This is a genomic window from Allopontixanthobacter sp. (assembly GCF_034376665.1).
Taxonomy (GTDB): domain Bacteria; phylum Pseudomonadota; class Alphaproteobacteria; order Sphingomonadales; family Sphingomonadaceae; genus Allopontixanthobacter.
In genome coordinates, this window is record NZ_JAXMJI010000050.1 from 1 (window position 1) to 6,207 (window position 6,207).

The following is a 6,207-nucleotide window of genomic DNA, read 5'->3' on the forward strand; positions in this document are numbered from 1 at the left end:
CGGATATATTTGCATCTCCGCCCGATCACAGCGCAATTTACCTGAGGGGCCGCCTGATTGGCGTGCCGGATCATTGGCCCAGCAATCTGTCGGGCAGTTCTGACAATGCATCCCGAAAAGGCTCGGTGCGCCCCAGACCGCGAGACAGGACAAGGCTGCCCTGGATCTGAGCAACTGCCCGCTCCGCGCGGAGCCGGGCTTCGGCAGGGGCAATGCCATCCTCCGTGACCACTGCGGCGATGGCATCAATGAAAGCTTCGAACATCGCAGAGACTCGATCCTGAAATGGCCCGTCGCTGCCGAGCGGCGCGGACAGCAGGTTGAGCAGGCAGGCTTGTTCGCCGCCGCGGTAAAAGCGGTCAAGCTGGCTGGCCATGTGCTCGATACGCGCGCGGGGGCTGCCGTCGGCCGTTAGCGGTTCCAGCACGTGCGTGGCCAGCCAGCGTCCGGCGTCGTCGAGAACCTCGCACGCCATCTGCTCCTTTCCGCCGGGGAAGCGGTGATACAGACTCGGCTTCTTCAGCCCGGTCGTTTCGGACAGGCGGGCCAGGGTGGCTCCTTCGTAGCCGACCCGTCGAAACATATCGCTGAGCTTTGCCATCAGGGCGTCGCCTTCGATGATTGCCTTGCGGCCCATGGCTTCAATCTCCTTTTCCGAACAAGCGGTATAATATGTTGACAGCAACAGGTCGAGAGTATAATCGTTCTATACCGTTCGTTCGGTAATATTCAATTCCAAACCCTGGAGCCTTCCATGAGCAAGACCGCTATCATCATCTATTCCGATCCCAAATCCGGCACCGAGGAGGCGCTTGGGCGCCTGTTCAACGCGCTGTTCCTCGCCTTTGAGCTGAAGGAGAAGGGACAGGAAACTGCCATCGTGTTCCAGGGCGCGGGCACGCGCTGGCCTGCCGAATTGGTCAAGCCCGAGCATCCCGCGCACACGCTCTATGAAGCAGTCAAGAGCGAAATCGCCGGTGTCTGCGGCGGGTGTGCCGACGTATTCGGTGCGACCGAAGACGCGCGCAAGACCGGGCTGAAGCTCGACTATGAGAAGGCAATTCCGGGAACGCCGGGGATTCTCGATATCTCGACCTATCTCGACCACGGCTACAGCCTGGTCACATTCTGAATCTCCATCGCCGGTGCCCAGGCCATTCCGGCAGGGCACCGGCGCCAGCACATGGAAACATGGCCATGCCTGACAGCCAGGACAGCGACGAGATTGTCTTCACCCGGACCATCCGCGATTTGCAGGTCCGCAACGGTTCACGCGATTCCTATGCCAAGATGGAGGCGCGGGGCGGCTGGTCCGACGTGATTTCTCCGCAACTGGCGCAATTCATCGCGCAGCAGAACAGCTTCTACCTCGCCACCGCCAATGCTTCCGGACAACCCTATATCCAGCATCGCGGCGGACCACGGGGATTTCTGAAGGTGCTTGACGCGCACACGCTGGGCATGGCCGATTTCCGCGGCAACCGGCAGTTCATTTCGCAGGGCAACCTGCTCGATAACGCAAAGGCGTTCATCTTCCTGATGGATTATGCCAACCGGCGCCGGATCAAGATCTGGGGCGAGGCACGCATGGTCGAAGGCGATGCAGAGCTGATCGCGCAGTTGATGCCGGAAGACTATGCCGCAGCGCCTGAACGCGCGCTGCTGTTCACGGTCACCGCGTGGGATCCCAATTGCCCCCAGCATATTCCGCGCAAGTACGATCAGGACCAGGTCGACGCGATGCTGGCGGAAAAGGACGCGGAAATCGCGCGCCTCGTTCAGGAAATCGCGCGCGTGACTGGTTCGTCAGGTCAGGCAGAGCGCGGGGTCGGGCAAATGGACCGTTCGACTTAATGATGCTGTCCCGTAATGGCCGCCGGTTTCGGCCTCGCGCACCCGTTAACCACCATGCGGGCCAGTTGCGCGGCCGTTTGCTCGATCGGTGCCCGGCTGCATTCGACCCGGGCCATCACCAGGCTGCCCTGCAGCGCATTGGTGCAGACCAGCGCCAGCGCTTCCGCTGCCTGGGCATCGTACCCGTCCTCTATCAGGCGGGCCCGCAGGATGCGCAGACGTGCGGCGAAAGCGTGGCGGCCGGCTTCGGTAACGGCGCGATCGTCCGGTGCCAATTCCAGGAGGACCGTGGTCATTGGGCATCCGTCGCGAAAGCCTGACTTATCCATCCAGTCGCCCAGGAGCCTCCCGTGTTCGACCAGCAGTTCGGCGGTTGAATGGGTGCGTACGGCGATTTCCTCCATCGTCTCCACAACCCGCCGCCCGGCCTCTTCAACCGCCGCAACTGCGATCGACGGTTTGCCCGCGGGGAAGTAGTGATACATCGACCCCTTGGGCGATCCGCTGGCTTCAACCAGATCGCTCAGCCCCGTCGCTGCATAGCCGCGCTGGCGAAAGAGCCGCACGGCCGCATCGATAATCGGTTGTCTGTGCTTTGCCTTGGCCGCCATGCCGCACCTCCATTTTTATTCCCAGGGTATGCCTGACCCGCATTCGGTGTGGCGTCAACCTTGGCCACCGCAAAACTATATTGACCGGTCTAATTAATTTGGCGATGATGTACGGCGATTGAAGGGGCTTGCACGATGGCAGCGGGTATCAGCTATTCTCACAAAGACGGACTTTCCACGATCACGATCGATGACGGCAAGGTGAATGTCATGACGACAAACTTGCTCGATGAACTGTGCTGCTCAATCGCGCAGGCCCGGGAAGATAAGGCGATGATCCTGCTCCGCTCCGGGCGGGAGAAGGTGTTCTCCGCAGGATTTGACGTAAAACCGCTGGCCTCCCGCGATGCAGAAGCCAGCCGTGCTCTTCTGCAAGCCGGAGTCGATGCCATCCTGGCTCTGCTGGAGCATCCATATCCGGTAATTGGCCTGTGTTCTGGCCATGCATATCCCATGGGCGCCTTCCTGCTGCTGGCCGCCGACGTCCGGATTGGTGTCGCCGGAGACTATCAGGTCGGAATGAACGAAGTCGCGATCGGTATCGCCGTGCCCGATTTCGCTCTGGAACTGGCCGGATATCGGCTGGCTCCGACCTGGTTCCACCGTGCTGTGGCACTCGGACAGATGCTTGACCCGCAAGAGGCGGTCGAGGCCGGCTTCCTCGATCTCCTGGTCGCGCTGGAACAGGCGGAGGCGGCGGCCGGGCAGGTCAGCAAACAGCTCGCTCGCCTCGACATGGCGGCACACGCATCCACCAAGCAGCGGATGCGGGCCGGTGTTGTCGAGGCAATCCGAAAGGCTGCCCGCGAACGGCTCCTGCCGACCGGGTGACCCCGTCCGGGGCGTTGCCCTCGGAGGCGTAGTCTACCCGTGACAATTGATATCGAGGTCCGGAGTCGGGCTCGCCTGGCAGTGCATGAGCGGGACCATCACAGGCCGAGGTCGCTAAGGCCCGAATGGTCGGTCGGGCGGGGACCAAGCGGCCAGTGAAACAGGCGGTCACCAGCTGTGATAGGCAGATCATTGATGCTGGCATGGCGAAAGCGCATCAGGCCTTGGTCGTCGAATTCCCAGTTTTCATTACCATAGGAACGGAACCATTGTCCGCTGTCGTCATGCCATTCGTAGGCGAAGCGCACGGCTATGCGGTTGCCGCCGAACGCCCACAATTCCTTGATCAGGCGGTAATCCAGTTCGCGGGCCCATTTGCGGGTGAGGAACTGTTCGATTTCCTCGCGGCCTTCGACGAATTCCGCCCGGTTGCGCCAGCAGCTATCCGGCGAATAGGCAAGCGCGACCTTGGCGGGGGTGCGCCCGTTCCACGCATCTTCAGCAGCACGGACCTTGGCGGTGGCGCTCGCAAGGGAAAAGGAAAATCGCGTTTGATCGGACATCGTGCTGGCCTCCGTGTGCTGCGCAGCGGTGTCGCTGCCTTTTGCTTTAAATTTAACGATCGGTACATTTTTTTGTACCGATCGTTAAAGAAGTCAAGCCTGGTTGAGCACATTGCCCGCAAAAGTGGGGCCGCATGGCTCGCGGGAGGGATGCGAACGCGATGCGGCCCCAACCGGCAGCGGGGGTATTTGCGCCGGTTATTCAGACTCTTGCAGACTGGCCGAGTGTCAGCCTTCGGGGGTCCACGCCCGCCCTGCGAATGCCGGGTCGAGTTCGGTATGGAAGATATGATTGGTGTAATTCGAGATCACCTTCGCGCTCAGCGCGAGAATGATCCCGAGGATGTGTGTTTCGGTGAATCCTGCATCAAGGAAGGCCCGGGCTTCTGCAGGCGAAGGATTCCCGCGGCTCTCGGTCATGATGTGAGCGAAGGCGCGCAGCGCTTCGAGCTTCGCATCGCCGACTGGGCGTCCGTCGCGGATGGCGTCGGTCACCTCGGCAGGAACCTTGGTCATCATGTCTCCGACGAAGCTGTGTGCCGCCATGCAGTAATGGCAGCCATTGGCCCGGCTGATGGCGAGAAACACCACTTCCTGTTCCACCGGGGTAAAGCCGGCCTCGGCCCTGAACTTGCCGTAGGCGTGGCTATAGGTATCCAGCAGAGCAGGCAGATTGGCCATGGCGCCGTACATATTGGGAACCATGCCCATCTTGGCCTGCGTGTCCTTGAGCGGGCCAGCGACCGCAGGATCGGCATCGTCGGCGGTGCGCAGGGGGAGGGTCGTCTTGAATAGCTGGGACATGGTTATTTTCCTTTCGTGGGGGGTAAGTCGTAATTCATGGAACAATCGTTCCAAATGGTGCAAAAATGGGTTCAGGTCAGCCGGCTCAAAAAGCCGTCGCGGATGGCGTGGAGATAGGCTTCTTCGGGTCGGCTGCGGATCATCACCACCAGGCCTAGTACCGTGACAAGCCCTTGACGGGCCAAATAGGTGGCATCGAGCTGCTCGGGAAAGTCGCCCGATTGCTGCCCCTTGCGGATCATCGCGAGGAAGAACGCTTCGATGTCGTCTTGTGCGCTGTTGACCATTGCTGCGATCTCGGGATCGTGCGGTGCCAGTTCCAGCGCGGAATTGATCAGGAAACAGCCCCAGTTGCCATCCGGCTGAGTGACCTGGCGAATGAACTTGTCGAACACGGCAGCGACCGCGCGAGGCGGGGTTTCGCGGGCTCCGAGTTCGTCCAGCAGGCGGCGCCGGACCTCGGAATCGTATCTGCGCAGTGCAGCCAGGAACAGGTCCCGCTTATCGCCATAAGTGGCGTAAAGGCTGGCCCGGTTGACCCCGGTTACATCGACCAGATCCTGCATCGAAGTCGCCTCGAACCCGCGCGCCCAGAACGCTTCCATCGCGCGGTTAAGCGTCTGGTCGATATCAAAGCGTTTTTCCCACGGCATGGCGGTTATCTAGTTAGATTGGAACGAACGGTCAATACTCGCCCACGCGGAACCATACGGCCTCGTCGGAAGTTTGTTTCTCCAGATGGGACGTGCACCTTGCGTGCCATACCGAGAGGAACCGCTATGAAGATCATCAAACTCCCCATGTTGGCGACCTTGGCCGGCTGTGCCGCGCTGGCGGGCTGTGCCACGCTGGAAGAAACCTTCGCCGAGGAAACGGCCGATACCTATTACGCCACGCTGACAGGCGCACAGGAAGTCGGCGGCGGCGATCCGGACGGCGCCGGCAAGGCTGAAATTTCGATCTCCGACGATTTCGGGCAGGTCTGCTGGGACCTTAATGAGATCCGCGGCATCGGCCCGATTACGGCAGCCCACATCCATGTCGGCGCTGTGGGTACCAATGGCCCGCCGGTGTTCACCCTGCGGCCCGCCAACGAAGGCGGCTACAAGGGCTGCACGGATGGCTCTGAATGGACGCAGGACCGGATCGAGGACAATCCCCAGGCGTTCTACGTCAATGTCCACACCGCCGAATATCCGAACGGCGCCATTCGTGGTCAGTTGCGCCGCTAAGGGCTGAGCCTGACTGCCCGAAGCCTGGTCTGCCGCAGCAGGCCGGGCTTCGTGCTCTTTGCGCCAGATCAATTCCGGCTCCTCGATTATGCTGTACCTCTACCGGCAGGATAGGGGAGTACACTGCTATGAAATCCATCGTTTTCCATGCCTTCTCGGATGCGGGCCACTCGGGCAGGCTCGACATTGCGCTCGATCTTGCGCGCTGTTTCGATGCCAGCCTGACTATCGTCAGCGTAATTCCTTACGAGGTGATGATCGGCGACGGATCGACCGACACTGCCTTCGCCGCAATGATTCCCATCTGGCGGG

The 6,207-nt window shown here is 61.0% G+C and carries 10 protein-coding genes; 5 read left to right on the forward strand and 5 right to left on the reverse strand.

Annotation, left to right across the window (positions count from 1 at the left end; genetic code table 11):
* Positions 1 to 70: 70 nt before the first annotated feature.
* Positions 71 to 637 (reverse strand): TetR/AcrR family transcriptional regulator, encoded by a 567-nt coding sequence (locus U0988_RS05050; RefSeq protein WP_322291549.1) that lies wholly within the window; start codon positions 635 to 637, stop codon positions 71 to 73.
* Positions 638 to 754: 117 nt separating this feature from the next.
* Here U0988_RS05050 and U0988_RS05055 point away from each other — a divergent pair, with 117 nt between their 5' ends.
* Both U0988_RS05055 and U0988_RS05060 read left to right on the forward strand, forming a co-directional pair.
* Entirely contained in the window at positions 755 to 1,132 is a 378-nt protein-coding gene (locus U0988_RS05055) for a DsrE family protein (RefSeq protein WP_322291550.1), read from the forward strand.
* Between the two features lie 65 nt (positions 1,133 to 1,197).
* Positions 1,198 to 1,854 (forward strand): pyridoxamine 5'-phosphate oxidase family protein, encoded by a 657-nt coding sequence (locus tag U0988_RS05060; protein WP_322291551.1) that lies wholly within the window; start codon positions 1,198 to 1,200, stop codon positions 1,852 to 1,854.
* Here the strand turns inward: U0988_RS05060 and U0988_RS05065 are convergent.
* On the reverse strand, positions 1,851 to 2,465 hold the full coding sequence (locus tag U0988_RS05065; protein ID WP_322291552.1) for a helix-turn-helix domain-containing protein: 615 nt from the start codon (positions 2,463 to 2,465) through the stop codon (positions 1,851 to 1,853). The genes U0988_RS05060 and U0988_RS05065 overlap by 4 nt on opposite strands.
* Before the next feature lie 135 nt (positions 2,466 to 2,600).
* Here U0988_RS05065 and U0988_RS05070 point away from each other — a divergent pair, with 135 nt between their 5' ends.
* Positions 2,601 to 3,296: a crotonase/enoyl-CoA hydratase family protein gene (locus U0988_RS05070; protein WP_322291553.1), complete on the forward strand. Its 696-nt coding sequence runs from the start codon at positions 2,601 to 2,603 to the stop codon at positions 3,294 to 3,296.
* Positions 3,297 to 3,394: 98 nt separating this feature from the next.
* Here the strand turns inward: U0988_RS05070 and U0988_RS05075 are convergent, their stop codons facing one another.
* The 3 genes from U0988_RS05075 to U0988_RS05085 all read right to left on the reverse strand — a co-directional run bounded on the left by U0988_RS05075 (position 3,395) and on the right by U0988_RS05085 (position 5,316).
* The gene (locus U0988_RS05075; protein ID WP_322291554.1) at positions 3,395 to 3,859 is read right to left on the reverse strand and encodes a nuclear transport factor 2 family protein; all 465 of its coding nucleotides are present in this window, start codon (positions 3,857 to 3,859) and stop codon (positions 3,395 to 3,397) included.
* A gap of 228 nt (positions 3,860 to 4,087) precedes the next feature.
* Complete coding sequence (locus tag U0988_RS05080; protein ID WP_322291555.1) at positions 4,088 to 4,663, reverse strand: carboxymuconolactone decarboxylase family protein; 576 nt, start codon at positions 4,661 to 4,663, stop codon at positions 4,088 to 4,090.
* 71 nt (positions 4,664 to 4,734) lie between these two features.
* Positions 4,735 to 5,316 (reverse strand): TetR/AcrR family transcriptional regulator, encoded by a 582-nt coding sequence (locus U0988_RS05085; protein WP_322291556.1) that lies wholly within the window; start codon positions 5,314 to 5,316, stop codon positions 4,735 to 4,737.
* Between the two features lie 126 nt (positions 5,317 to 5,442).
* Here U0988_RS05085 and U0988_RS05090 point away from each other — a divergent pair, with 126 nt between their 5' ends.
* Together U0988_RS05090 and U0988_RS05095 are read left to right on the forward strand one after the other, a co-directional pair.
* Positions 5,443 to 5,895 (forward strand): CHRD domain-containing protein, encoded by a 453-nt coding sequence (locus U0988_RS05090; protein ID WP_322291557.1) that lies wholly within the window; start codon positions 5,443 to 5,445, stop codon positions 5,893 to 5,895.
* A gap of 128 nt (positions 5,896 to 6,023) precedes the next feature.
* A partial coding sequence (locus tag U0988_RS05095) for a hypothetical protein (RefSeq protein ID WP_416172364.1) occupies positions 6,024 to 6,207 on the forward strand: 184 nt, incomplete at its 3' end.

What these genes read in the sequence shown, in the direction of transcription:
- U0988_RS05060 (WP_322291551.1), top strand. Translation starts at nt 1,198, where the DNA reads ATGCCTGACAGCCAGGACAGCGACGAGATTGTCTTCACCCGGACCATC.
- U0988_RS05085 (WP_322291556.1), bottom strand. Translation starts at nt 5,316, where the DNA reads ATGCCGTGGGAAAAACGCTTTGATATCGACCAGACGCTTAACCGCGCG.
- U0988_RS05075 (WP_322291554.1), bottom strand. Translation starts at nt 3,859, where the DNA reads ATGTCCGATCAAACGCGATTTTCCTTTTCCCTTGCGAGCGCCACCGCC.
- U0988_RS05065 (WP_322291552.1), bottom strand. Translation starts at nt 2,465, where the DNA reads ATGGCGGCCAAGGCAAAGCACAGACAACCGATTATCGATGCGGCCGTG.
- U0988_RS05090 (WP_322291557.1), top strand. Translation starts at nt 5,443, where the DNA reads ATGAAGATCATCAAACTCCCCATGTTGGCGACCTTGGCCGGCTGTGCC.
- U0988_RS05070 (WP_322291553.1), top strand. Translation starts at nt 2,601, where the DNA reads ATGGCAGCGGGTATCAGCTATTCTCACAAAGACGGACTTTCCACGATC.
- U0988_RS05055 (WP_322291550.1), top strand. Translation starts at nt 755, where the DNA reads ATGAGCAAGACCGCTATCATCATCTATTCCGATCCCAAATCCGGCACC.
- U0988_RS05080 (WP_322291555.1), bottom strand. Translation starts at nt 4,663, where the DNA reads ATGTCCCAGCTATTCAAGACGACCCTCCCCCTGCGCACCGCCGACGAT.
- U0988_RS05050 (WP_322291549.1), bottom strand. Translation starts at nt 637, where the DNA reads ATGGGCCGCAAGGCAATCATCGAAGGCGACGCCCTGATGGCAAAGCTC.